Source organism: Vibrio sp. 10N.222.55.C6, from assembly GCF_041473395.1.
In the GTDB taxonomy this organism is placed as follows: domain Bacteria; phylum Pseudomonadota; class Gammaproteobacteria; order Enterobacterales; family Vibrionaceae; genus Vibrio; species Vibrio crassostreae_C.
The window spans coordinates 1-274 of the sequence record NZ_JBFRSD010001001.1 but is presented as its reverse complement, the minus strand read 5'-3'; the positions used below and the strand labels follow the sequence as shown (position 1 = coordinate 274).

Genomic DNA, 274 nt, shown 5'->3' with positions numbered 1-274 from the left:
CCACTTATAATACGGTTACGCCGCGGGAAATGTTCAGGTCGAGGTTTAGCGCTTGGACGGAACTCTGAGATCAGCGCGCCATTCTCACAAATTCTATCCGCTAGATTTCGGTGACGTGCAGGGTAAATGGAGTCCAAGCCTGAACCCAACACCGCGAAAGTCTCCCCTCCTTTATCTAGAGCACCATCATGAGCATAACCATCAATGCCCAACGCTAATCCACTGGTGACAATCAAACCGTTTTGGACAAACTCTTTGGCAAAGGACTTCGCTG

Annotated in this window: 1 protein-coding gene; it reads right to left on the bottom strand. The window is 49.6% G+C overall.

Going from position 1 to position 274, the window contains the following annotated elements; genetic code table 11:
- Window positions 1-274 (bottom strand): DNA-processing protein DprA (locus tag AB4486_RS27260; protein WP_372119909.1); only part of this gene is annotated, 274 nt, incomplete at both ends.